This window comes from Rheinheimera oceanensis (assembly GCF_018831085.1).
Classification (GTDB): Bacteria; Pseudomonadota; Gammaproteobacteria; order Enterobacterales; family Alteromonadaceae; genus Alishewanella; species Alishewanella oceanensis.
Genome location: NZ_JAGPNM010000010.1, coordinates 88680 through 112478, shown reverse-complemented (window position 1 = coordinate 112478; position 23799 = coordinate 88680). Strand labels below are relative to the sequence as shown.

At 49.3% G+C, this 23799-nt stretch carries 19 protein-coding genes; 7 read left to right on the top strand and 12 right to left on the bottom strand.

Going from position 1 to position 23799, the window contains the following annotated elements; genetic code table 11:
- From J3B89_RS18215 to J3B89_RS18190, 6 genes are all read right to left on the bottom strand, one after another.
- A complete protein-coding gene (locus tag J3B89_RS18215; protein ID WP_215398984.1) occupies window positions 1–2193 on the bottom strand; it encodes a hypothetical protein in 2193 nt (730 codons plus the stop codon).
- The gene (locus tag J3B89_RS18210; RefSeq protein ID WP_215398985.1) at window positions 2186–3772 is read right to left on the bottom strand and encodes a tyrosine-type recombinase/integrase; all 1587 of its coding nucleotides are present in this window, start codon (window positions 3770–3772) and stop codon (window positions 2186–2188) included. Before J3B89_RS18210 ends, J3B89_RS18215 begins: the two co-directional genes overlap by 8 nt.
- A 246-nt stretch (window positions 3773–4018) precedes the next feature.
- Complete coding sequence (locus J3B89_RS18205) at window positions 4019–5212, bottom strand: site-specific integrase (protein ID WP_215398986.1); 1194 nt, start codon at window positions 5210–5212, stop codon at window positions 4019–4021.
- Between the two features lie 328 nt (window positions 5213–5540).
- Window positions 5541–6155, bottom strand: a complete 615-nt coding sequence (gene ssb, locus J3B89_RS18200; RefSeq protein WP_215398987.1) for a single-stranded DNA-binding protein — start codon at window positions 6153–6155, stop codon at window positions 5541–5543.
- A 21-nt stretch (window positions 6156–6176) separates the two neighbouring features.
- A complete protein-coding gene (locus J3B89_RS18195) occupies window positions 6177–7541 on the bottom strand; it encodes an MFS transporter (RefSeq protein ID WP_215398988.1) in 1365 nt (454 codons plus the stop codon).
- Between the two features lie 99 nt (window positions 7542–7640).
- The gene (locus J3B89_RS18190) at window positions 7641–8867 is read right to left on the bottom strand and encodes an MFS transporter (protein WP_215398989.1); all 1227 of its coding nucleotides are present in this window, start codon (window positions 8865–8867) and stop codon (window positions 7641–7643) included.
- Between the two features lie 167 nt (window positions 8868–9034).
- Here J3B89_RS18190 and J3B89_RS18185 point away from each other — a divergent pair, with 167 nt between their 5' ends.
- Complete coding sequence (locus J3B89_RS18185; RefSeq protein ID WP_215398990.1) at window positions 9035–11371, top strand: glycoside hydrolase family 65 protein; 2337 nt, start codon at window positions 9035–9037, stop codon at window positions 11369–11371.
- Window positions 11368–12015 carry a beta-phosphoglucomutase gene (gene pgmB / locus J3B89_RS18180; RefSeq protein ID WP_215398991.1) on the top strand — a complete coding sequence of 216 codons (648 nt, stop codon included), beginning with the start codon at window positions 11368–11370 and terminating at the stop codon, window positions 12013–12015. Before J3B89_RS18185 ends, pgmB begins: the two co-directional genes overlap by 4 nt.
- Before the next feature lie 240 nt (window positions 12016–12255).
- Here the strand turns inward: pgmB and J3B89_RS18175 are convergent, their stop codons facing one another.
- The gene (locus J3B89_RS18175) at window positions 12256–13287 is read right to left on the bottom strand and encodes a LacI family DNA-binding transcriptional regulator (protein WP_215398992.1); all 1032 of its coding nucleotides are present in this window, start codon (window positions 13285–13287) and stop codon (window positions 12256–12258) included.
- Window positions 13288–13567: 280 nt separating this feature from the next.
- On the opposite strand from J3B89_RS18175, the gene J3B89_RS18170 reads away from it, so the two are divergent.
- From J3B89_RS18170 to J3B89_RS18155, 4 genes are all read left to right on the top strand, one after another.
- Window positions 13568–15835: a TonB-dependent receptor gene (locus tag J3B89_RS18170; RefSeq protein WP_215398993.1), complete on the top strand. Its 2268-nt coding sequence runs from the start codon at window positions 13568–13570 to the stop codon at window positions 15833–15835.
- A 119-nt stretch (window positions 15836–15954) separates the two neighbouring features.
- A complete protein-coding gene (uvrA, locus tag J3B89_RS18165) occupies window positions 15955–18777 on the top strand; it encodes an excinuclease ABC subunit UvrA (protein ID WP_215398994.1) in 2823 nt (940 codons plus the stop codon).
- Between the two features lie 64 nt (window positions 18778–18841).
- Entirely contained in the window at window positions 18842–19165 is a 324-nt protein-coding gene (locus tag J3B89_RS18160) for a type II toxin-antitoxin system RelE/ParE family toxin (RefSeq protein WP_215398995.1), read from the top strand.
- Entirely contained in the window at window positions 19162–19452 is a 291-nt protein-coding gene (locus J3B89_RS18155) for a helix-turn-helix domain-containing protein (protein ID WP_215398996.1), read from the top strand. The genes J3B89_RS18160 and J3B89_RS18155 overlap by 4 nt, the downstream gene beginning before the upstream one ends.
- A gap of 15 nt (window positions 19453–19467) precedes the next feature.
- On the opposite strand, the gene J3B89_RS18150 is transcribed toward J3B89_RS18155, so the two are convergent.
- The 5 genes from J3B89_RS18150 to J3B89_RS18130 all read right to left on the bottom strand — a co-directional run bounded on the left by J3B89_RS18150 (window position 19468) and on the right by J3B89_RS18130 (window position 22913).
- Window positions 19468–19929 (bottom strand): methyltransferase family protein, encoded by a 462-nt coding sequence (locus J3B89_RS18150; protein WP_215398997.1) that lies wholly within the window; start codon window positions 19927–19929, stop codon window positions 19468–19470.
- 125 nt (window positions 19930–20054) lie between these two features.
- A complete protein-coding gene (locus J3B89_RS18145; RefSeq protein WP_215398998.1) occupies window positions 20055–20810 on the bottom strand; it encodes an HNH endonuclease in 756 nt (251 codons plus the stop codon).
- A 75-nt stretch (window positions 20811–20885) separates the two neighbouring features.
- Window positions 20886–21632, bottom strand: a complete 747-nt coding sequence (locus tag J3B89_RS18140; RefSeq protein WP_215398999.1) for an RES family NAD+ phosphorylase — start codon at window positions 21630–21632, stop codon at window positions 20886–20888.
- Window positions 21629–22000 (bottom strand): MbcA/ParS/Xre antitoxin family protein, encoded by a 372-nt coding sequence (locus J3B89_RS18135; protein WP_215399000.1) that lies wholly within the window; start codon window positions 21998–22000, stop codon window positions 21629–21631. The genes J3B89_RS18140 and J3B89_RS18135 overlap by 4 nt, the downstream gene beginning before the upstream one ends.
- 121 nt (window positions 22001–22121) lie before the next feature.
- Window positions 22122–22913 carry a putative porin gene (locus tag J3B89_RS18130; protein ID WP_215399001.1) on the bottom strand — a complete coding sequence of 264 codons (792 nt, stop codon included), beginning with the start codon at window positions 22911–22913 and terminating at the stop codon, window positions 22122–22124.
- Window positions 22914–23245: 332 nt separating this feature from the next.
- Here J3B89_RS18130 and J3B89_RS18125 point away from each other — a divergent pair, with 332 nt between their 5' ends.
- Window positions 23246–23632: a DUF4920 domain-containing protein gene (locus J3B89_RS18125; protein ID WP_215399002.1), complete on the top strand. Its 387-nt coding sequence runs from the start codon at window positions 23246–23248 to the stop codon at window positions 23630–23632.
- Window positions 23633–23799 lie beyond the last annotated feature (167 nt).

Here is a 23799-nt window from a genome sequence, read left to right as displayed (position 1 = left end):
TTATACCTCGCAGGAATCACGACCATTGGGGAAGATTTGAACGATGTCACCCGGTTTGTGGTCAGGATCTTCCTCTATTGCTAATGCGGCATTGCATCCGTCTACCAAATCCTTGTGATGTAAATACCACGCATTGGCGCCGGTAAAGCCCTCCTGGGCATCTTCCAGTGCCCGGTCCATTTGTGCCTGCGCGATATTTCTACGTGTAGTCAGGCGGGCTATTTCCTGCTCATCTCCTTTTGTGCGCCGGTAATGCTTGCAGTTATGCAAGCAGGCGTAATGTAAGCCACAGGGCCCCTGAACATAGTCATGTCGGCAGCGACCAATATCCATGATATGTGAACTACCAAAGCTCTCCAGATCTTTGGCGAGCTCATTAGGCGTGAGCAAAGGAAAGCGGCGTGCTAATGCCGCAGCCTCCTCTAACGGCACATCCTGAGGCGTTTTGAAAACGGCGTTATTCACGTTTCTTAGTGCAGCTTCAACCGAGTTGGAAGGCAACCGATGGTTATATGCCTTGTTATCCCGGGTGCCTGAGCGCAGAAAGTTCTTCGCGATCTCCTCCTGCGAAAAAGCGTCCGACTCCTGCATGATAGTGTTTAGCAGATGCCTGAACTGATGTGTTCGCACTTCGGTATCGTGGTGGATATCTCTCAACTCAGGGAAGCTGTAACGCTCAAATACGTTGAGTATTCTGGCGCTATCACCGGATACACGCGAGACGTAATCACGACCATTGAAAAAATCCCGGATCTGCGTACCGGTAAGCGGCTCTGCAAACACGTTCAACATCTCTTTGGGCGTATACTGATCTTTAAAACGCAGTGTGATGATATTCCAAAGGGGAACCTTGATTTTTGCCATGCCGATCCCGTCTATCACTGGCCTGATGCGTTCCTTATAGGCATTACTAAAGCCCTGATGAATGTCGGCGACTTTGAAGTACGTGCTCTTGTGCTTTGAGCCTGGCGCTGGCATCACTCCATAGCGTCTTAGGGTCGTGATGGTATTACTTATCGACGACGCCCCTATAACCTCCATGATCTGCCGTGAGGTTAGCAACTCGTTGTCATCAAAGTGCATGAACTTGCTCCACTTGCCCTGCTCAAGCAGCATCCGGCAAACATCCCGTTGCTCACGAGAAAGGGCGATTAGCCGTTCAATTGCCGTGAAAATGATCTCTGTCATGCTGGGCGGAACAATTTTACTGTCCCAGACATATCGTTTTCTGGCCAGAACCCGGATCTTCAATAGCCGGCAATAGCGACCACTTTGTGGATCAAGTTCAGGCTCATACGCCATAAATTCATCCCGGGTCGGAATGCAGTTGAGATCCAGACTCACGAACTCATCCATCCTGAAACCGCAGGCCATCAAGATCACAGCCATGCAGGTGAGTGCTTTGTCACGCTCTTCCAGCTCGTCATAGTGTTGCCAGAGGGCAGAGAAGAAGACCAACACCTCGGTCTTGGGTAGCATTTCCGCACGTCGTTTGCGGATCTCGGGTGTGTTACGGGATTGAAGGTTGCCACCGTGCTTTGCACTGCGGCTAATTGGATTAACCCAACTCATTGGCATGACAGTTAAGCCAAGCTCTTGCATCCTATCAGCAATATAACTGAGCTTTTCGCCAGTCACATAAAGTGTGGAGCTCTTTTCGCCATGCTGAATGGCGAGTTTCATCGCTTCATCAAACAACCCGGGTGAGAATTGAATGACATGTTGGCAACCATGCAACTCACCGACTTCATACAAATAACGCAGTGCCCGCATCAAGACCATATGGGCATTGTGCCCAATAGGACGATTGGCATGTGCTGTCACAATCAACGCTTTTGCAAACGAGGCAAACGGCTCCGCAAAGGGTTTTTCATCGCCCCGTTTTTGTTTGACGCCCTTTTTGAGCCCAGAGCGCTGAGTGAAAAGCACATAACTTCGTTCGGCTAAACCTCTGGCCATAACCGTAGGTTCAAAGCCCGTGATGTCCCAAATGTGATGATGCCAATCAACTTGGCCTTTAAAGACCAGCGCACATAACTTTTGCCCCAAATCGACTAACTGAGCAAAGTTCTCTTCGCAGTTCTGTGTTGGCGACCACAAACGAGCAATGTTATCTAGCGGAGTATCCCGCTCTTCAACACTGATATCGGGCAGTAACGTGTATGTCAGTTTCAGTGTGTTGGTCTTACTCATGATCCACCTCCAGACGACGAACGAGTTCATTGCATGCGTTGATATGCGGCACGGTATAGAATCCGGGGGGCGCATCGTCCCCGAATTTATCCCTCACTTCGTTTTGCATTGCCATTAGCACTTCCTGATGAACTGAGATGTCATTGGATGCTTCAAACTTATTGCAGCCATAACAGGAATAGGGGGGTTGCAATGAACAGGGAGAGCCCTTGGCACAAAGGCCAATGCCAACAAGCTTTTTTAGCGAGTCAGGGCCGAAGACGGTATTGATGTTGTTTCGTTTCACCAGCTCCTTTAAGGTGATTTTCCCCTCAAAGAATGCGAGGTGATCACCGAAATGTTTCTGGTAAACCGCGTCAACACGCAGGGCGAAGTTCACCCCTAGCTGGTAGTACACCATGATATGCTGCAGATCTTCATGATCTAGCAATTCCATCAACACAATCGCCGGCGCTCCCATCAATGCAGCGTGGGTCGCAAAGGTCTTACGAAGACGTCTTGGCGTTAATTTTAAGTCCAGAGCAGGCAGTCCTTGACTCACTCGCGATTCATCAATGAACGCTATGACGTCACCAGGTGCATCCTTAAAAAATGTGTGCCCAGGCGATGCTTCAAACCTCTCAAAAGTGGCCTGCCGTTTTCGCCTTCCATTGTCAGTTCTTCCGATGAAAAGCAGTTGCTCTTCGTTACTAGCCATCAACTGACTTGAGAATAAGTCACCGTAATTGACAGAAATGAGTTGCTCCAACAACTCTCCTAAGAACACTGGTAAGACACGTGACTTAAACTGTGTTCGAGGCAACGTATAGCGTTTTTTAACGGAGGGGACGTTCAACAAGTATGTTTTATTGCCTGTCTCTTCATCAACGTTGACAGAGAAATCTGACGTCATCAGCAGCAGCAGTTGCCTAGGCCTTACCCCCAACACCACAAACATCCAGGTTGCGACGAGCTTGGGGAAGATAGGGTGGTAAGGGGTAATACGCTGACGACACTCATAAAGCGCTTTGCGTAACAAAGTTAGCTCATCCGAGCGAAGGGGCGATCGTCCCTCCATGTAGACCATGACGTCCATGCCCTTATGATTGCCTTTAAAATACAACTTGGAGAACACCTGACAGGTTTTGCGTTCAAAGAGTGACAGCCCTAAGTGGTATGAACGTAAATACCAGTGTCTGATCAGGTTTAACGTGGACTCGTCATCGTTATTCCTGTTCGACACGACAAAGTCAAAGATGTAATCACTCAGTTGAGAAGCGATGTCCTGCTCGTCTTCCCATTCATCAACAAAATGGCAAAGCTGCCTGAGCACCTTTAAAAAACGCATCACTGAATCCGGAGCCAGTTTGCTCAGGAAGTACTCGAATGCGTATTTGATCTGACTGAGAAGCTCATCAGGATATCGACTCAATAGTGTCCAATTCAAAGCGACGGGATGGCTCTCACCAATCTGCCAGACTTCACCAGAGGTATCTATTCGCCGGGAACGACTCATGATAAACGCCTTGTTAAACAAGGGTCTTTCAATAGAGGGGATAATCGCGTTGGGTTTCAGTCTAGCGCGGGTTGCTTGTGTCATGGGCTCTTACCTCATCAGCCATGAAGTACCCCTCCCTACTAAAACAGGGCTTTGAGTAACTTCGAGTTTATATGGCTAAGTAAGGTAATTGCGTCTAAATTGAACGACGCTTTACACAAACAATCAAATTGATCCGTCTTTAAATGAGCATAACCTGATGATTACCATCAGCCTGATCCTCGGCCTTAGCTGACAATCCTGGTCAACCTTCAAGTAGAACATTCCGTCTCCTAGCGGAAATGTTGTTTACAAAATAAACCGTGATGAAATTTTTTGCAAGTATTGCGCCGCTAAAATTTCTCTAGAACGTTTGGTGTAATTTTTCCCCTGCTCACTATCTGAAGTCCAACCACACAACTCTCGCTGCATATTTTTAAATTCTTCTGAGCCCACCTCAAGACCAGATTCCAAAACGATTAAGTCGTTAAAGGTGTGCCTGAATTGGTAGAGAAGAAGATCATGAAACATCTCAGGATCCAGCTTACGAATGCGTTCACAAATATGATACAAACCACTATATGTCATGGGCTGCGGATCTTTAAGAGAGTTTAGTAGCAAATATGGCGGGGCCTTAGCTACAATTTTGCCACGTTGTTTGCGTTCACTGTTAATGTAGGTATCGACCATTTGTGCAACTTTATCGCTGATCGGAATATCACGGGTATAGGTTTTGACATTTGGCGGGTTGGCCCGCGGATCTAAATCCAGAGTGGTGTTCTGAGTTAACCGAAGTGCATAGCCATATGACTTTCTGACTAATGCATCGGGACGCATCGACAGAAGCTCCCCTTCACGGACACCAGTCAGGATCAGAATGTGAACAACAAGTTGGTTTCGCAATCTGACCCTCTTTTGAAATGGGTTTTGTGGATTCTCAGGATTAACCCACCACAATATTTTAGTCACTTGCTCGTCAGTCAACCCATACCGTTGTTTCCCATGTTTTAATCCCCCTCGCTCAATCAAGAGTTGGCGGAACTGGGTAATGAAGTTTCTCATGTTACCAGCGTAGGGATCTGATCTCTTTCGCGTGCCAGCGAAGACATGTCCGAGAAACTGCAGATAGTGAATAATTTTATTAGCACGATGTCGATAAGTTTCTGTGCCAATGAACGTGTTCACAGCGGCTTCGATGGTTGCAGGTGCCTGTGTCGGGGCGTTAACCCGGTAACGAAGATCCTCTTTAAAAGAATCCATTTCGAGGAAACTCAAAAACTCGCCACTTTTCATCCGTTCGAGTAGATCGATATTCTGCTTTTCTGCCCACTCATAAATTTTTGTAACTGCACGAGCGACATCTAAGCGGTAGGAGTGGGAGCGTGCACGGAAGCGGGCAACATACATGTTGATATCAATAGGAGGCATACCGTCTTTGTCACATACGATCACTTCACGATCACCATGCGACTCGACTTCTATGAGGCGAACAGAATAAGCCATTGCATCACTCCAGACAACCTAACAACAAGTTGGAAGTATAGCACTGATTTTAAAGGTATTTCAGTTTTGAAAAACTTGGTTTTATTGTCACGAAAAAACGTCATTTCAGATGCTTTTCAACATACAAAAAGCGGTTAAAAACCTACTTTTGTCGCAAACAATCGACGTCTTTACACTCGTCTTTACATTTTAAAACAGAAGAAAATCCCAAAAACCAAGCTGAATTACCTAAAAGGTAAACAACTTGATTTTTGGCTATAACCTGCTAATGTATAAAGTAAATTTCCGTTTTATCTTAAATCGTCTTTACAAAATACAAACTGTAAACCTAGAACGGAATATCGTCGTCAAAATCGATTGGCGGTTCCATTGGTGCGCGTTGTTGCGGCTGGGCCGGTTGCTGGTATCCGCCTTGTGGCTGGGCCGGGCGTTGCTGATAGCCGCCTTGCTGTGGTGCAGCCTGTTGATAACCACCTTGCTGTGGAGCCTGATAAGCCGGTGCAGCCTGGGGTGCCGCTTGCTGGTAACCGCCTTGTGGCTGAGCCGGTTTCTGGTAACCGCCCTGCTGGCCGCCGCCCATACCACCACCTTGTTGCTGGCCATCACCACGGCCATCTAACATTTGCAGCTCGTTGGCAATAATTTCGGTGGTGTAACGCTCTACACCGTCTTTATCCTGCCATTTACGGGTTTTCAGCTTACCTTCAATATACACTTTGCTGCCTTTACGCAGGTATTCACCGGCAATTTCAGCCAAACGCTGATAAATTACCACGCGGTGCCATTCGGTTTGCTCTTTTTTCTCGTTAGTGGCTTTGTCGGTCCAGCTTTCTGAAGTTGCTACCGTTAAATTCGCCACTGCGCCACCTTGCGGCATATAGCGCACTTCCGGGTCTGTACCCAGGTTACCAATCAGAATAACTTTATTAATGCCACGCGCCATGCGAATTCTCCTAAAAAATGTTTAAGCCCCGGCGGCTGTAATAACAGCCTGCGCTGCGGTGTGATCAAACTGTGCTGAACTGACTTTCAGATAACAGCGCTGCTCTGCCAGAACAATTGTAACTTCCTGCACCCCATTCAGGGTGGTCAGCTGCGCTGCCAGCGCACTGGCTTGCTGTTCGCTGGTTAACGACACGGCCAGAGACAAACGCTGGGCACGTGGAGGAAGCTGAAGGGTGCAGGCAACTAACAGCCATATTAAACCAATAACGGCCAATGCGGCAAACAATGCTTGGTAGCCAAAGTGCTGTACCAGTGCACCACCGGTTACACCGCCTAAAAATGCACCAAAAAACTGGCTGCTGGAATAAATACCCATAGCGCTGCCACGCTGTCCTGCCGGTGCAATGCGCGAAACCAATGCCGGCAGGCTGGCTTCTAAAAAGTTAAAGCCGATAAAAAACAGTAATAAAGCTATTGTCAGCGCAGTAAAACCAGGCAGCAGTAATGCCAGTAGCATGGCGCTGATCAGCAGCGCTATGGCCAGTAAAAAGAAGCCTTTTTCCTGCGCTTTGCGCATCGCAATAATCATCATCGGGATCATCAGCACAAAAGATCCCAGCAACACCGGCAAGTAAAACTGCCAGTGTTTTACCGATATCAGGCCATAGTGTTGCAATAGTGCCGGCAACGCGACAAACATAGCTGTCAGCATTAAATGTAGCAGTAACACGCCTAAATCCAACTGCAGCAGTTGGCGGTGTTTAAGCATGCTACCCAAACTTTGTGGCAACGCCAGCGTTTCTGCCATCGGCGCTTTGTTAACACTTTTGGGCAGCAGCAATGCCACCACCAGCATAGCGCCACAAGCCAGCACAGCGGTAAACCAGAATACGCCGCTAAGCCCGGCCCATTTAGCCAGTAAAGGCCCCAGCACCATTGCCACAGCAAAACTTAAGCCGATACTGGCGCCAATTATTGCCATTACTTTGGGCCGCTGTTCTTCGCGGGTTAAGTCGGCTGCTAAGGCCAATATGGCACCGGCAATAGCGCCGGCGCCCTGCAAAATACGGCCGAAGGTGACCATATAAACAGAATCGGCCAGCGCAGCTACCACTGAGCCTGTGGCAAACAGCGCCAGCCCGCCCAGCATCACTTTATGGCGGCCAATACGGTCAGACAACCACCCAAGCGGAATTTGCAAAATAGCCTGGGTTAAGCCATAAGCACCAATGGCCAGGCCTACCCATAATGGCGAGAAACCATGCAGTTCGCTGCCGTACAGGGCAAACACCGGCAGCAACATAAACAGGCCCAGCATGCGGCTGGAAAATACCAGCGCCAGTGCCATAGCTGCACGTTTTTCTAAAGAATTCAGTTGATGCATCAGATAAGAACTAACTGCTGAAATAAGCGCGCCAGTGTAGCACAGAACCAGCACGCTTTAAGCGGATTTGAGCCCGGTTAACCGGTGTAATGCGACAAATCAGGCCACAACCCGCTTACTCTGGCGGTGAAACAGCCCAACAGACAACAACAGTAAGCTTAGCGGCAGCAAGCAAAGATAAAATGCCGTCTGGCCGTCAAAGTTGGCAAAGGTATAACCGGTAACCATAGACCCGGTGGTACCACCCAGGGCAGAAAACACCACTATAAGGCCTGTCATGGCGGCATGCCTCGCCTTGGGCAGAGCACTTAATATTACCGAGTTAATAACCGGATAAACCGGTGCCATAAACAGGCCAATCAGCGGAAATAAATAGGCTGCCAGCGGGGCGGTAAATAAGCCAACATCAGTTGTATGTTCAATATTATGTGTTAAGGGTAGCGTTAGCAGGATCAATAGCGCCATTGCCAGCAGGCAACTGTTTAGCAGCACATACCAGGATATTTTCTTCAATACCACACCGGCCAGAATACGCCCCAACGCCAGACTGGCGGCAAAAATGCTGGTTAGCTGCACACTAAGCTGATTTGGCAGCTTTAGCACTTCATTGTTAAAGGTTGGCAGCCAGCTGCCAATGCCTTGTTCTATCAACACATATAAAAACGCCGATAACACAAATACAAATACCAGCGGTTTATACACCAGTTGCAGCATAGCGATAAAATCCTGCTTTAATGGCTGGGCCGCCGGTAATTCCAGTTTGGGAAAAGACGTGCTGCTTAGCAGTGCCAGATTGGCCGCACATAACAGTGCCAGTAGCCAATACACCTGCAACCAGCCGTCAGATTCTGGTGCGGCAGGGTCCATAAACGCCGAAAACAGCCAGTACCCCGATAACACACCCAGCATAAAACCGCCTTCAATAAAATTCAGCAGGGATGCATGTTCAGCTTTGGTGTTAGTTACCACGCCAATGCTGGCATATACCGAGACTTTTACCAGTGCAAAACTAGCCCCCACGGTAAGAAACAATAGCTTGGTGGTCCAGAATGCCGGGATCAGCGGCATCAGTACACAGGCCAGCATTACCAGCACCAATGCAATTTGCAGTGCCATTTTATAACCCAGCCGTGGCAGGTAAGAGGCAATAATAAAAGACACTACGGCAATAGGAATATCTTTAAAGCCTTCCAGCACGCTGGCGGCTTCTTTACTGATTTGGTAAGTGTGGATCACCTGCAAAATCACCGTACCAACGCTGTTTAGCAGAATGGCAAATACAAAATAGGTTAACAGTAGCGACAAGCGGATACGCAAAGTGGCCATGATCTGGTTCTCATTTTTATGCTGTGTAGCACAGCTATAGTTGTTTTACCCTGTTGCCAGTCTGTTTGCTGACATTTTGCACTATACAACGCTTTCGCTGCATATTGCAATCGATTGCAAAAGCTGTATATTAAGCTTATTCACTGCAATTAAGTCAGGTATGTTTTATGTCGTTACATCCCCATGCTGCCGTGCGGCCACTTACTACTGAGCCGTGGGCTTTAACCGACAGCCACTATCAGCCACAGCATTTACTGCTGCAGGAAACCCTGCTCAGCCTGGCTAATGGTTATATCGGCAGCCGCGGCACACTGGAAGAAGGCACCCCGGCTGGTATTGCCAGCTGCGAAGGCACCTATTTAAACGGCGTGTACAGCAGTGAGCCTATTCATTACGGTGAATCGGCTTACGGTTTTGCCAGACATAACCATAAAATGCTGCAGGTAGCCAATGGTAAAGTGCTGCAACTGAGTGTAGACGGCGAAACCTTCAGTGCGGCTAACGCGGCCAGCCACAGCCGCACGCTGGATTTGCAACAGGGTGTATTAAGCCGGCACACTGAGTGGCAAAGCCAAAGCGGTAAGCAGTTACGTATCGCCAGCCGGCGTTTTGTATCACAGGCTAACCCGCATTTAATGGCGCTTGAGCTGAGCATTACCGCACTGAACTTTTCCGGTGAGATTATCCTGACCAGCGCTCTGGATGCGGCTTATCCGGGCTTCTATAAAAAAGATGATCCGCGCGTTGGCGAAATGGCTATCGCCGATAGCTTAACCCTGCTTAGCCAGCAGTTCAGCGGTGAGCAAAGCCTGATGCTGCACCGCGCCAAAGGCGCCGATTTTATTGTCGCGGCCGCGGCTACCCATGTGTTGCCGGCAAATACAACTTTGCAGGCACAGGACGACAGCCAGAGTAACAAACTAACCCAGCACTTTGCTTTACAACTGCAGCAAGGCGAAACAAAAACGCTGCATAAACTGGTGATTTACTGCCACAGCACCAATGTTGACGATAGCAACAACCTGGGCCAACAGGCACTGCAGTTACTTAGTAACGCGCAGCAGCAAGGTTTTGCGGCCTTGTTAAGCGAGCATACTCAGTGGTGGCAGCAATTCTGGCAGCAGGCAGACGTAAGCATAGAGGGCGACATTGCCCTGCAGCAGGCCATTCGCTTTAACCTGTTTAGCCTGGCACAGTCAGCCGGCCGCAATGGCCAGAGTAATATTGCCGCTAAGGGTTTAACCGGCCCGGGCTATGACGGCCATTATTTCTGGGACACTGAAATTTACGTGGTGCCGGTAATGAGCCTGACCCAGCCGGACATCGCCCGCCAGTTGCTGAGCCAGCGCTACAGCCAGCTGGATGCAGCGCGAGAGCGCGCAAGGCAGATGTCACACAACCGCGGCGCACTGTACCCGTGGCGTACTATTGGCGGCGAAGAGTGCTCGGCGTATTTTCCGGCCGGCACCGCGCAGTACCATATAAATGCGGCTATTGCCTATGCTATCCGCAGTTACTATCTGGCCACTGATGACTGGGCCTTTATGCAGCAAATGGGCGGCGAAATGTTGGTTGAAACCGCACGGCTATGGCTGCAGCTGGGGTTCTTTTCTGCGCGCAGCGGTAAGTTTGAAATTCATATGGTCACCGGGCCAGACGAATATTCAGCCCTGGTAAACAACAACTTTTATACCAATGCTATGGTGCAGTTGCAGCTACGTTTTACGCTGGAAATAATGCAAAAACTGCAGGCAGAACAAAGCCCGCTGCTAAACCGGCTGGGGGTAACCGCAACAGAAATACAACAGTGGCGGCAAGCTGCTGAGCATATGTATCTGGCGTTTGATGAACAGTTGCAGGTGCACCCGCAGGATGACAGCTTTTTAAGCCGCCAACCGTGGGACTTTGCCAACACCCCGGCCGATAAATACCCGTTATTGTTGCACTACCACCCGCTGGTGATCTACCGCCATCAGGTCCTAAAACAGGCCGATGTGGTACTGGCGCTGTTATTGCTGGACGATGCCATTCCACAGGCACAAAAGCAACGTGATTTAGCCTACTACGAGCCACTGACTACGCATGACTCCAGCTTATCCAGCTGTATTCACAGCATTCTGTTTGCCGAAACCGGCGATACCACAAGAGCACATGAATTTTTTGGTGACAGCGCGCGGATGGATCTGGATAACCACCATGCCAATACCGAGTTTGGTGTGCATATTGCCTGTATGGCCGGCAGTTGGATGTCGCTGGTAATGGGCTTTGCCGGCGTGCGCTCACGCGCTGCTGGCTTGTATTTTAACCCACAACTGCCAGCGCAATTACCCCGCTTAAGTTTCCGTTTAAGTTACCGTGGCCGGGTGCTGCAGTTTAGCGCTAATCAGCAGCAAGCCAGTTATCAGTTGCTTAGCGGCGAGCCGTTAACCTTGTATCACGCTGGCCAGGCTGTAGCGTTAACCTGCGGCCAAACCGTTAGTAAAGCGATTGGAGTATCTGTATGAGCTGCCAAGCGGTAATTTTTGATTTGGATGGTGTACTTACCGATACTGCTATTTACCATTTTTATGCCTGGAAAGCCTTAGCCGGTGAGCTGGGTATTACCTTTACCGAACATGACAACGAGCAGCTAAAAGGCGTTGACCGTTTGGGCTCACTACGCTGGATTTTGCAAAAAGGCGGCTTAACACTAAGCGGGGCTGAAGAAGCACGGCTGATGCAGCAAAAAAACGCTCATTATCTGGAGCTTATTGACCATATTACGCCGGATAACCTCTATCCCGGCGTACAGCCATTGTTTGCTGAGTTAAAACACAGTGGTATTAAAATTGGTTTGGCCTCGGCCAGCAAAAACGCCGCCTTTGTCGTAGAACGCTTAGGTATAGCGGCGCAGTTTGACTATATTGCCGATGCCAATCAGGTAACTAACAGCAAGCCCGACCCGGAAGTGTTTTTACTCGCTGCCAGCGGCCTGGGTGTAGCGCCACAGCACTGTATCGGTGTCGAAGACGCACTGGCCGGCATAGAAGCAATTAACCGCGCCGGTATGAAAGCGATAGGTATTGGTGATGCCAGGGTCCTAAGTGGGGCATTAAAGGTATATCCGGACGTAGCTGCAATTACACTGACAAATTTACTGAAGTTGTAATTACCGCTGCAGCAGTGGCGGTTCGCATTTTCAGTCAGGTGACAACGCACAGACTGTAATACCCGCTGGGCTCGCCACAGCAACTCGCCCTTTTGCCTGCGGCAGGGCTCAGACACTCTGTGTCGCCCCATCTGGCATCACAGTCTGTGAGGACAAGCAGATTGCTCCGTCAGCGGGTTTGGCGTTCAATAAACGCAAGCCACGGCAAAGTTTAACCTAACCAGACGGCTTTAAGTGCAACTACTCTTTTCGCAAGCTGGACTGGCGTTCTATTAGCTTTACCGGCAGCAGCTGCGATGCGGCTTTGCCACCGTTAATCCGGCTTAACAATTGCGCTACCAGTAGTTTGCCACCGGCGTGAGTATCCTGCTTTACTGTGGTTAGCGACGGTGTGCAGTACGCCGACATCGCAATATCATCAAAACCGACCAGCGCCAGTTGCTGTGGCACTTTAATGCCATGCTCCAGCAGTGCTTTCATTGCACCCATGGCAATAGCATCGCTGGCAGCGAAAATACCGTCCAGGCTGCCAAGTTCGCTAAACAGCGCCTGCTGCGTCTGTAAATAACCGGCCTGGGCAGTAAAATCGGTATTAAGCTGCAATTTAGCCTCTGGCTGAATACCAGCAGCTTGCAGCGCATCCTGATACCCCAGATAACGCATTTCAATTTCGCTATGGCGGATATCACCTAAAAAGGCGATACGCTTGCAGCCCTGCGCCAGCAAATGCGTTACGGCAAGCTGTGCACCCTGGCGGTTATCACTGCCAATTACCGGAAAACGCTCTGTGCCGGTAGCTGCGCCCCACACCACAAAGGGCACGCCGGCGTTACTGAGCTGTTCTACCCGCTCGTCGTGTTCGCCCTGGCCGATAACAATCAGGCCGTCAGCACGTTTTGAATCAAAGTAATAACTACGCCAGTCTTTATCAGTGGTTTTGCTGGTGCTTAGCAGCATGTCGTAGCCCTGGCGTGTCAGCTCGTCGGCGATCACCCCCAAAATATCCAGCAGGAACGGGTCAGTAATGGCCTGCTGGGTTTTGGCGTCAAACAGAATAATCACGGCGATAGTATGGCTTTTTTGCGTACGCAGGCTACGGGCGGTGGCATTCACCTTAAACTGATGATCAGCGGCAATTTGCTGCACCTTCTGCCGGGTTTGCGCATTAATTACCGGATTATCGCGCAGCGCGCGCGAGGCGGTAGATTCCGACACCCCGGCCAGCCGGGCAATATCAGATAAGGTCATGGTTTTTGCCGGTTTAATCGTCACTTTACCTGCCTGGATTTACTGCTTTGTCCTGTTGTGCCATCAATAATGCCTTAAGCAGCGTGGTGTCGCAACGCCACCGGCAAGCTGGTGGCATATTTTATGTTTTTAACCGATAAATTTGTTTTGCAATCGTATGCAAAAACATCACTCAGCATATTGCAATCGATTGCAATATGGCCTATGTTTAAATCCGCACGGCACTATACCGACTAAAGCAGCACCTAAAAGCGAGCAAAAATCAGCCAGTGTAATCATCGACAGGATAGCAGGAGAACAATACATGGTAGCCAGACTCAACAAGATCAGCGCCGCTCTGGCGCTGGTTTGCAGTATGCCCCTTATCGCGCAGACCAATACAGAGGCCAACGCCCCGGCACAGAGCCAGGGTGACATAGAACAAATTGTTGTTACCGGTAAAGCCAGCGGTATGTCTGGCTTTAAAGTCGATACCAGTTATGCCATTACCAACGTGTCGGCCGAAAATATCGCCAAGCTGGCACCAAAAAGCACCGCAGAGCTGTTTACCGTAGTACCGGGCGTATGGGCAGAAAGCTCAGGCGGTGTGGCAGGTGCTAATGTGTTTGTACGCGGCTTTCCCAGCACCGGCGACGCACCGTTTTTAACCATACAGCTAAACGGCGCGCCGATTTTCCCGCCGCCGACTTTATCTTTTTTAGAAAACTCGTCGATTTTCCGCCTCGATGAAACCGTACATTTTATGGAAGCACTGCGTGGTGGTTCAACGCCGGTACTGTCAAATGGTCAGCCGGGCTTAACCACTAACTTTCTGTTAAAAGAAGGCAGTGAAGTAACTGAAGGCTTAGTGAAGTTTTCTACCTCCAGCTATGGCCTGCGCCGGGTAGATGGTGTGGTTAGCGGTGAAATTGCTGATCGGCTGTATGTTATGGCCGGTGGTTATATCAGCAGCTCAGAAGGCCCGCGTGAAACCGGCTTTAATTCAGAAAAAGGCCATCAGTTTACGGTTAATGTCACCAAAGAGCTGGATAACGGCAGTATTAATGTATACACCCGCCAGACTGACGATCACGGTGTATGGCATTTACCGGTAGCACTGAACGCTCCCGGAGTAGATAACAAATATAGCCAGATTGGCCCCAATAACCGCTTAGGCCGTATAGCCTACGGCCCGGATAACGAGCAAAAAAGCTATGACTTTGGTGATGGCCGTGGCTGGAACGGCGGCATTACCGGCGGCACCGTCGATTTAGACTTAACCGACAGCTGGCGGTTAATGTACCGCTTTAGCCATATTGAAGGCGAAGCCAATACCTTTGGCCTGGTGCCGGAAGGCGGCGCTACCACGCTGGGTAATGTAGAGGGCATTAATGGCCCGGTCACCGGCGTTACCACCGGTACCACTTATGATAACGACACCGTGGTACAGCAAATCGGCCGCTGGGTGGTATTAAAAGATATTGAAGCTTTTACCAACGATTTATCTTTCAGCAAAACTACCGACAACGCCGTATTTACCCTGGGTTACTACGCCACCAACTTCTCAGTGCAGGACTGGTGGTCTATCGGTAATCAATCCTGGTTTGTGGTAGAAAAAGGCGGCGAAGAACTACGAGGCATTGATTGTAACGATACACTGGCCAGCTGCAGCTGGAACTACGATATCGACGCCACCGGCGATGGCGATACCAGCGCCTTTTATGCCGCAGTAGAATATCAGTTAAATGAACAATGGCGGGTAGATGTAGGCGCCCGGCGCGAAAACCATAAAATTACTTATGTGGTTGATGAAGGCTTAACCGGCGATATCAGCAAAGCAGTAAATTACGACGAAAGCAAAACCGCCTGGACCGCCGGCGTTAACTGGATGTGGCAGCGCAATATGGGTATGTTTGCCCGCGTTAACAAAGGCAATAAAATGCCGTTTTTTGATGACTTCCGTGACAATTTCGGCGCTTTTGAAAGCGGCGACAAGCTGATTAAAGAAGTTACCCAGTATGAGCTGGGTTATAAATGGGCCGAGCAAAATTACAGCATGTACCTGACAGGCTTTTACAACGAAGTTGACGGCGAGCTGTTTGTATCCCGCCCAGGTGCCCCGGCAGAAGTATTAACCACGGAAGCTATGGGTATTGAGTTTGACGCCAACTACCGCGCGGATAACGGCTTTGCAGTAAACCTGAACGCCACCGTACAGGACACCGAAATTACCAACCATCCGGATCCGCTGGTGATAGGCAATCAGGCTATCCGTCAGCCGGAATGGATGCTGCGGATAACACCAAGCTATGGCTTTGATGTAGGCGATATGTACGCCACAGTATACGGCACTTTATCATCGGTAGCGGATCGTTACGGCGATAATGCCAATAGCGTTAAACTGGATGGCTACAATAAAATTGACCTGGGCGTGCAGCTGGATATTACCCAACAGCTAAAAGCACAATTATCGGTAGCCAACCTGACCGATAAAGACGGCATTACCGAAGGCGATCCGCGCAGCGCAGGCAGCCCGAACGGCCGCTATATTATGCCGCGCAGTATTGATTTTAGTATCAGCTATACCTTTTAACATCCACTCCCTTGTTTCACCCGTATTGCCTCCGCTTAACGCGGAGGCTTTTTTTTCGCCCCACATAGTGTATATTTGTACAGCCTTAGAGCCTTCACTGCTGATAACCGGAAACCACAATGGATAAAATCGATATTCGCGGGGCCCGTACCCATAACCTGAAAAATATTTCGCTGACCATTCCACGCGATAAGCTGATTGTGATCACCGGGCTATCCGGCTCCGGCAAGTCGTCGCTGGCGTTCGATACGCTGTATGCTGAAGGGCAACGCCGCTATGTTGAGTCCTTATCTGCCTATGCGCGGCAGTTTTTAAGTTTGATGGAAAAACCCGATGTTGATCATATCGAGGGCTTATCACCGGCTATTTCCATTGAGCAAAAGTCCACTTCGCATAACCCGCGCTCTACAGTCGGCACCATTACTGAAATTTATGACTACCTGCGGCTGTTATTTGCCCGCGTTGGCGAGCCGCGCTGCCCCACACACGATTTACCGCTGGCGGCACAAACTATCAGTGAAATGGTCGATAAGGTAACGGCCTTTCCCGAAGGCACCCGTTTAATGGTATTAGCACCGGTGGTACAGGAGCGCAAAGGCGAGCATGTAAAAACACTGGAAACCTTAGCCGCCCAGGGCTATATCCGCGCCCGTATCGACGGCGAAGTGTGTGATTTATCCGACCCACCAACGCTCGACTTACATAAAAAACACACTATTGAAGTGGTGATCGACCGCATTAAAGTGCGCGATGATGTAAAAACCCGGCTGGCCGAGTCGTTTGAAACCGCACTGGCGTTATCCGGCGGGGTGGCCAAAGTTGCGTTGATGGACGAGCCCGGTGCGGCCGAACTGGTGTTTTCCGCCAACTTTGCCTGCCCAAGCTGCGGCTATTCGATGGTAGAGCTTGAACCACGGCTGTTTTCCTTTAATAACCCGGCCGGAGCCTGCCCCAGCTGTGATGGCCTGGGCGTTAAGCAATATTTTGATCGCAATAAAGTGATTGTCAGCGACGAGCTTAGCCTGGCAGGCGGCGCTATACGCGGCTGGGATAAGCGTAATTTTTATTATTTTCAGATGCTTAAATCACTGGCCGAGCATTACGGCTTTGCGCTGGATGTGCCCTTTAACAGCCTGACCAAACCCCAGCAAGACGCGATTTTACATGGCAGCGGCAAAACGGTAATAGATTTTAAATACCTGAACGATCGCGGCGATATCGTGCAGCGCAGCCATCCGTTTGAGGGCATTTTGCCAAATATGGAGCGGCGCTATCGTGAGACGGAGTCTAACTCTGTACGCGAAGAGCTGAGCAAGTATCTGGCGCATCAGGCCTGCCCCAGCTGTAACGGCACCCGTTTACGTGAAGAAGCCCGCCATGTGTTTATCGGCCAGACTAACCTGCCGCAAATTGTCGAGCTGTCTATCGGCGATTGTATGGCATTTTTCCAGCAACTGGCCCTTACCGGCCAGCGCGCACAAATTGCTGAAAAAGTACTAAAAGAAATTCAGGACCGCTTAAGCTTTTTGGTTAACGTTGGCCTTAACTACCTTAACCTGTCGCGCAGTGCCGAAACCTTATCCGGCGGTGAAGCGCAGCGTATCCGCCTGGCCAGCCAGATTGGCGCCGGTCTTGTTGGCGTAATGTATGTACTGGATGAGCCCTCTATTGGCTTGCACCAGCGCGATAATGATCGCCTGCTTGGCACGCTGCGCCACCTGCGCGATTTAGGTAATACCGTAATCGTTGTAGAGCACGATGAAGATGCAGTACGTATGGCCGACCATATTATCGATATTGGCCCCGGTGCCGGTGTACATGGTGGCAGTATTGTAGCCCAGGGCACACTGGAGCAGGTTATGGCAGCGCAGGAATCGCTGACCGGCCAGTATTTATCCGGCACCCGCAAAATAGAAGTGCCGAAAAAACGCCATAAACCAGGCAAAAAATGGCTGGAGGTAGTTGGCGCAACTGGCAATAACTTAAAAGATGTTGATCTTGCTCTTCCATTCGGCCTGATGACCTGTATCACCGGCGTGTCCGGTTCGGGTAAATCTACCCTGATCAACGATACGCTGTTTCGCGTGGCGCACCGTGTATTAAACAAGGGCGAGGGCGATGACCCGGCACCACACCGAGAAATTAAAGGCCTGGATCACTTTGATAAGGTTATCGATATTGATCAGAGCCCTATCGGCCGTACACCGCGCTCCAATGCCGCTACTTACACCGGTATTTTTACCGCCGTGCGCGAGCTGTTTGCCGGTACTCAGGAAGCACGCTCACGCGGTTATCAGGTAGGCCGCTTTAGTTTTAATGTCAAAGGTGGCCGCTGTGAAGCCTGCCAGGGCGATGGTGTTATTAAGGTAGAAATGCACTTTTTACCCGATGTGTACGTGCCATGCGATGTCTGTAAAGGCAAGCGTTACAACCGCGAAACCCTGGAGATAAAATACAAAGGCAAGAATATCCACGAAGTGCTGGATATGACGGTAGAAGACGCGCTGACCTACTTTGATGCCATACCGGCGATTAACCGTAAACTGCAAACCCTGATGGATGTGGGCTTAAGCTATATCAAACTGGGGCAATCAGCCACCACACTGTCGGGTGGTGAAGCACAAAGGGTAAAACTGGCTCGTGAGCTAAGCAAACGCGACACCGGCAAAACGCTGTATATTCTGGATGAACCCACCACCGGCCTGCATTTTTACGATATCCAGCAATTGCTGAACGTGCTGCACCGGCTACGCGATCACGGCAACACCATAGTGGTGATCGAGCATAATCTGGACGTAATAAAAACCGCCGACTGGATAGTAGACTTAGGCCCCGAAGGCGGCAGCGGCGGCGGTGAAATACTAATCACCGGTACACCCGAGCAGGTAGCAGCCTGTGACAAGTCCTATACCGGGCATTACTTAAAGCCGTTGTTAAATTAGTAGAGCCATAATTCGACAACATGACGGCAGAGAGTTATCATATAAAGCAACCAATGAGTCATCTATGAACTGGAAGATAGACTTTTACAAAGGAGTAGATGAACAAATTCTGGCCATGCCACCGAAGATCCAGGCAAGAATGCTTAAGTTGCTTGAACTGATGGAGCAGCATGGCGCAAATTTAGGCCCGCCGCATACTGATGCTATGGGTGGTGGTTTATTCGAGATCAGGGCCAAAGCACAGGAAGGTATTGGCCGTGGATTATTCTGTTATTTGCAGGGTAAACACATATACGTATTACATGCCTTTATCAAAAAGTCGCAGAAAACGCCAAAGGCGGATCTTGAACTGGCCCGGCAGCGACAACAAGAGGTGCAAAAATTATGAGTCTGCAAAAGTTTAAGCAACGCGCTTTAGCCAACCCGGAAGTTAAAGCTGAGTATGAACTACTGGAAAGTGAATTTTCCTTTATTGACCAGCTACTGTCTATGCGCACTCAGGCTGGGCTTACCCAGGCGGAGGTCGCGGAGAAAATGCAAACTCAGAAAAGCAATATCAGCCGTTTAGAACGGGGCAACGCTAACCCCAGCTGGTCTACGTTACTAAAGTATGCTCATGCCTGCGGCTTTGAGTTGACCATTAAGCCGTTAAAAACCCAAAGCCACAATCACTAAACTTAAAACATGGCTCTACAACCAGCGCCTTACCTGCGTGGTGTAGGCCTGATACTCAGTGCCAAACTTATGCAGCAAGTGGCGTTCTTCCGGTGCTATCTGAAACCGATTCATATACAGCACAAACAGCGGCAGCAACACCAGCGCTGCCGCGCTCATTAAGTAACAGGCCAATGCCGCCAGTAGCAGTAAAAATCCTAAATACATGGGGTTACGGCTGTAACGGTAAATACCCCGAATGACCAGACTGGATGTTTGCTGAGGCACGCGTGGGTCTACCGTGGTATTCGCGCGGCGAAAAACCAACACGCCAGACAGAGCTACCGCTATACCGGTAATAGCAAAAATACCGGCTAATAGCAGCCGCCAACTGAGTGGCAGCGCCAAAGACGGTACCAGATGCGCTAATAACCACATGGCTAAGGCAAACAGCACCACTAACACAAGCGGCGGGATTTTAAGTTCAAATGCCTTCATCGCAGTCATCCAAGATTTTCTTCTACATTGAGGTATTAACTGAGATTTGTTTAAAACTACACTTTTATGCGCAGAAAAGTGTTGGTTTTTTACATTTTTATGCGCATAAAAGTGTAAAACGGCTGTCAGGCTTGCTGAAAAATGTGCTCGCGATGAAAGGCTAAAAACTGTGCTGCAGGGTAAAACTTTTCTGGTAAAGCAATGGGTTTGCCATGAAAACTCGCAATTGCCACATTAAAAAACAGGTCGTCTTTGCCACTGCCTTGGTTAGACACGACTACCCGATAGTCTTCATCTACAGTAATTAAACCCAAGTCAAAAGCTCTATCATGTAACGCCGACAATGCTAAACCGTTATGTGGATTTAGTCGGTTATGTTCGTCTGCGCTCCATGGCACGATATGACTGGCGACTAATAATTTAGGATTAGCCAAACCGCTAATACAACAACGCTGGTTGTAAGCACTTAATACCGCGTTGCGGAAAAATTGCTGGCCAATGCGTACTTTTACTTCGGCGATTTTTGAGGTACTTACCTTATAAGGGTCGTCAACAGCGGTTAGCAAAGTCTCTGGACAAATCTCCTGCTCGGCTTGCGCCATGGCAATAGCAAAAGCGGCCCAGTCTTGCTGCATTTCTTGCCACAGAGCTTTATCCGTAGCTGAAGCTCCGGTTAAACCCGAGCGGCCCGTCGACGTGATGGCCGGATCTAAACTGGCGATATTGGACAACTTCATCGCCAGTGCTGAAGGTGTGCGGCCGATTATATGTGCGTACTGAATAATCTCTGGATTTCTAGCATGAAAGCGGCCAAAAGGTAGGCGGCAATACAAACTAAATGCCACTAAACTTTGCTGTCTGGTCCAGTGTGATACCGCCACTCTTTTTTCCTTATATGCGTTTTACATATTCAGTCTGCTAACGTAGCTTATTTCACCACGTTATTGCACAGCTTATCACGCCGGTAACGGCAATTTACCTTCAACCCAAAACTGTTCTGCGCTAAAGGCATGTAACTGCGTTTCGCCGTGCTGTTTAAATACCACCTGCTGTGCGCTAAGTTCGCATAACCACTGGCTGCTTTGCTCTGGCTGGTTGGTAATAAAAGCAGCGGGGGTGAACAGGCCAACGCAATATTCAATACCTGCAGCACGGGCCGATTGATATTCAAAGGCTTCAACGCCGCTATTACGCATAGCAGTACCCAGCTGTTGAGTGTGCTGGTAGTCGGTTTTACTGGTCAGCATGGCCTGATGCGATGTAAAGGGAGGCTGGTGCAAGGCTATACCACGGTCGGTCTGATAGGGTGCACTAAATAAGGTATGGGCAGTTCGTAGTATTGGTTTAGGTGGCGGGGCAGGCATTGACTGCCAGAACAGTAACCGATAGTAAGCAGACTCCGCCAGGGTTACTGCGACTGAACAACCAGCGTAAAAAATGCCAGGCTCGTGCATGCTGCCAAAGCGTGAGCCCCACTTTAATGGCGGGTAACGAAACGGTGTTTTTAACAGATAATGTAAGTGCCGGGCCGCGGGCGGCACGACGGGTTTGGTGCCTTCAAGCAGTTGCTCCAGTAACACTTGCTCCTGCAGGTTATCTACCAGGCTAAGTGTTGCTGCCTGCTCCTGGCTTGCTACCAGACGAAACAGATGGCCGGACAAACGGGTCAGATGCTGCTCACCGTTGCAAGCCTGCCAGATCACTGCTTGCCCCGTAAAGCATCGACCACATACAGTACCTGCATTAAGCCGTGCACACTTTGCACCTGCTGTGCCGGCACCCCGCCGGTAAGCTGATTAGGCGAGTGCATAAAGTGCTTTATCCAATCGGTATCGCCACCGGTAAGGGCATATACTGCACGGGCAACACGAATAAGTAATAAAGCCAGTTCGCCCTGTTTTGACTCCGGCTCCAGCGACAGGTTGTACTTTAACCGGCTGACCGCTGTACGGTGTATACCCAATACCGCTGCCAGCTCCGCCTGCTTCAGCCCCAGCTGTTCAGCAGCATTCAGTACTGCCTTAGCCAGCACTTCATCGGCACGGCTAACCGGCTGTAATAATGCGCTCATAGCCCCCCCACTGTTATTTATGCACAAATAATAGCCTAAATGTGCAGAAATAACAAAAAGCCAATAAAAAAAGGGGCAACAACTGTTGCCCCAAAAACACTAGTGTAACTACCAGAGGAAATTAGAACTGGCCGGTAACGCCTAAGCTGTAGATTTTAAGTGCTGAGGTGTCAGTGTTGCTGGCAAAACGCGCTTCTAACGCCCAGTTGGCGTTAAAGAAGTGCTTGGCACTCAGGCCGTAGTTGTCAGCTTTGTCATAAGACAGGCCAACTGAAGTCATTTTGCTGAAGTAGTAATCGGCTTCAGCTGCCCAGCTTGAGCTGCCGTCGTTGTCGGCCAGGGCTACGCCTACTGCAATGTAACGGCCTTCGTTCAGGCTGGCAAAGTACTTGCTGCTTAAGCTGAAATAATCAAACTCGTCGTCTACGCTGGCAGTAAAACCAACATAGTCGTTACCCTGCAGTTGGTAGTTGTAGCTGGCAGAGAACAGGTAAGCGGTGCTTTCATCTTCTGGTTTCACTGCACGGGCACGCACAATAAAGTTATCTGACACCAGGTAACCCAAGCCAATTTCGTTGATATAGTCACCGCTGGCGCGGCTGTGTGCGGCAGAAACCACCAGTCCGTTTTCAGCAAAATATTCACCGCCGACACCCCAGACGTTAGTGTCAAATACACGGCTAAAAGATGCAGAAACGTTAGTTACTTTGTTAATGTATTCAAACTGATCTAACGGGCCTAAGGTGACTTTTTTATCGAAGAAATAAGTACCGTTTAAACCCCAGTTAGTTTCGTTATTACCGCTTACACGAATATGATCAGCATTCACTCCTGTGAATAACTGATACTCTTCTGCAGCTACAGTTGCAGAAGCGGCCAGTGCGATAACAGGTAATACATACTTTAACGTCATTGTTTTTATTCCCTAAGTTGGTAATTGCGGCGCGCATACTAACGGCGGGAAATAAAAATGTAAAATAAAAACACAAATTAAATTCAAAAAAACAAACCAAATGTTTACTTTTTAAGCATTATCATAAATAAACCAACCAAACTCATTACGATTAAGGCGGTAAAAGCAAAAAGGCGCAGTGCAAAAAATTATGCCGTTATTGTTCCGCTGGTAACAAACCATCAGCCCGCAGTTCAACATACATAATATAAACCTCAACATTACCCCAGCTCGCTACATTTGCTTTTTTACACTATTGCGCCAGAATACGGCATCTGACAGGGAGAATAACTATGTTAAAAACACTATTGGCAGTGACTATTGCCGGCCTGATATTTACTGCTCAGGCCGCCACACTATTTGGTGCCGCAGTTGATAAAACAGCAGCAATACCGGTTGAACAATTACTGGTACAGCCTGCAAGCTATCAGGATAAAGTGGTTACGCTCAGCGGTAAAATAGACTCGGTATGCAGCAAACAAGGCTGCTGGATGAAATTTACCGCAAACAGTGACCAGGGGCCGTTCCGCATTAAAGTGCGTGATGGCGATATGGTGTTTCCGCTAAGCGCAAAAGGCAAAACCGCTTACGCCACCGGTACTGTGCGGTTATGGCCACAAGGCGAAGATGAACCCGATGCATACCAGCTTTACCCGACAGCAGTAGAAATAGCCGATTAACAAAGTGGGCATACTGACATGCCCATTTATTTAACCACTGCCACACAATAATCGCCCGTATAAATACTACCAGGCGTGTTTAAGGCAACAAATTTAGCCCGCAGCAACAAATTGTTATTGAGATTTATTATCATTAGCGTTAGCCTTTATAAAACAAACCGGCTTAC